General features: G+C 38.3%; 1 protein-coding gene. It reads left to right on the top strand.

Annotated elements, in window-relative coordinates:
* Nucleotides 1-795: 795 nt before the first annotated feature.
* Nucleotides 796-2,034 carry an IS110 family transposase gene (locus tag SPD89_RS22595; protein WP_336264204.1) on the top strand — a complete coding sequence of 413 codons (1,239 nt, stop codon included), beginning with the start codon at nt 796-798 and terminating at the stop codon, nt 2,032-2,034.
* Nucleotides 2,035-2,212 lie beyond the last annotated feature (178 nt).

The following is a 2,212-nucleotide window of genomic DNA, read 5'->3' as shown; positions in this document are numbered from 1 at the left end:
CCTCGTATAATATATTTAGAGCTCTGATTTAGGAGAATTTCCAGTTGATCCGGACAACCAGAAAGACCCTAAATCAATTTCCAATTTTAATTTTGTTTTTATGGTTGAGTAGCTATGTTGCTTCCTCATCCACTTCATTTGTTTTACCCGTTTTACCTGCTTCACCTCGGATGAGGGAGCCACAGCGTAGCTGCTTGCTCTTGACCGTAGGCTCCAATACTTAGCTTACGATGTGTGGGTTCAGGGACCCGCGCAGCGGAAGCTTAGTATTGTTCCGCCCATGGTAGCCTATTTGGCGGGTTGGGTTCCCTTTAGGGATTTATTTGACCCAACCCTTAAGTGATCAACACCATGGGCGGATGGACAAGGTCAAGAGTGGCGGGTAATACTAACTTTTTACTGATAATTAATACATTGTCAGCTTATTTGTTATGCTTTTTTACAACTCAATAATGAGAAAATATTGCTAATGTGCTAATGCGCATTTCTTTACCAATATTTTTGTATAGATTTCTCAGACTTGCCTATGGGACAATGGGATCGACAAGTTTTTCTTAGGAGATTTCTTATCCTCCTTGCGGACACTTTTTGTGTACTGCTGTTAAAGCCTGCTACCCATGATCCATCATTGAATTTCTAACCGCTGGTTGCGCCTCCGACTTAGAAGGGGAAGTAGCGTCCCATTAATTGTCTTCTTTGACGGATGAGTGCTGATGACGAGGCAGATCTAGATGGTTCCCATGGGCACCCAGGTCTGAGATTAACTTGATTACTGCTTCACCTGGAGGTGATACTATGTCGCAAATGTTAGTTGGTATAGACGTAAGTTTAAATTCTCATCATGTACAATTCATGATTGAAGATGGAACTTCAATAGCTAGCTTTGCTGTTTCCAATGATCAAATAGGGGCAGATACCCTCATTAAAAAAATATTGGAAACATGCGAAAAGCATGCATTAAATTCAATGAAAATAGGGATGGAAGCTACATCAAACCTTGGTTGGCATCTTGCACATTATTTAAGAGACCAACTTCAAGGATATGAGCCTAATATCCAATCACATATATACGTCTTAAATGCGAGAATGATCGCTCGTTTCAAAAAGGGGTATGATTCCCTCGTAAAAAACGATCGTATTGATGCCTGGGTTATCGCAGACCACCTGCGTTTTGGACGACTGCCTAACGAAATGAAAGAATCTATTCATTATGAAGCCTTGCAGCGTTTAACAAGAACCCGTTTTCATCTCATGAAAAATACCGCAAGAGACAAAACCTATTTTCTAAATCAAGTATTTTTAAAGTTTAGTGGATTACGTCAAGATAATCCATTTTCCAATATATTTGGCACAACTTGTATAGCGGTGATCCAAGAGCTCGAACCCGAACAGATTGCGGAAATGTCTATTGAACAATTAATAGATTTCCTTCGGGAAAAAGGGAAAAACCGTTTTGAAAACCCTGAAGAAATCGCAAAGTATCTTCAAAAGATAGCACGTAGCTCTTATCGATTAAATAAAGCAATGGCTGATCCCGTTAATATTTCCCTATCCGTAACACTAAGTGTTATTAAGCACATGGAAACGGAAGTGAAAAGATTAGATAAAGAAATTGATAGACTGATGAAAGGTATTCCTAACACGTTAATTTCTATTAAAGGAATTGGTCCTGTATTTGCCGCGGGTCTAATCGCTGAAATCGGCGATATTAAACGTTTTAAAAACCAGCATGCATTGGCTAAATATGCAGGCCTTGTTTGGAATCAGCATCAATCAGGTGAATTTGAAGCCGATGAAACGAAACGTATGCTTACCGGAAACAAATACCTTAGGTATTATTTGGTTCAAGCAGCCGACAATATAAGAAAACATGACTCAGAATATAGAGATTTTTACCAAAAGAAATATAAAGAAGTAACTAAACATCAACACAAACGAGCACTCGTCCTTACCGCTAGAAAATTGGTACGATTAGTTTTCGCGCTACTAAAAACTAATCAATTGTACACACCACCTGAAAGGAGAGATCAATAAGATCCACTTACATTATCTCCCTTATTTTCCATTTCACTAAAACTGATAGTTGTTCGCAATTTTCAGTAAAATAGTGAGGTTTATTAGGGTTAAGCTTTTTTAGCTGTGTAGTTATCTTTTTCAAAATTAATTTCCAATTTTCTTGTTTCAAGGACTTGACATATTACCGCTGTGCTTT

Source organism: Pseudogracilibacillus sp. SO30301A (assembly GCF_037072025.1).
Taxonomy (GTDB): domain Bacteria; phylum Bacillota; class Bacilli; order Bacillales; family Amphibacillaceae; genus Pseudogracilibacillus.
The sequence above is the reverse complement of the archived record's forward strand: the minus strand, read 5'-3'. Positions and strand labels throughout refer to the sequence as shown.

Excerpts from the sequence above, each read along its gene's own strand:
- SPD89_RS22595 (WP_336264204.1), top strand. The coding sequence starts at position 796 with ATGTCGCAAATGTTAGTTGGTATAGACGTAAGTTTAAATTCTCATCAT.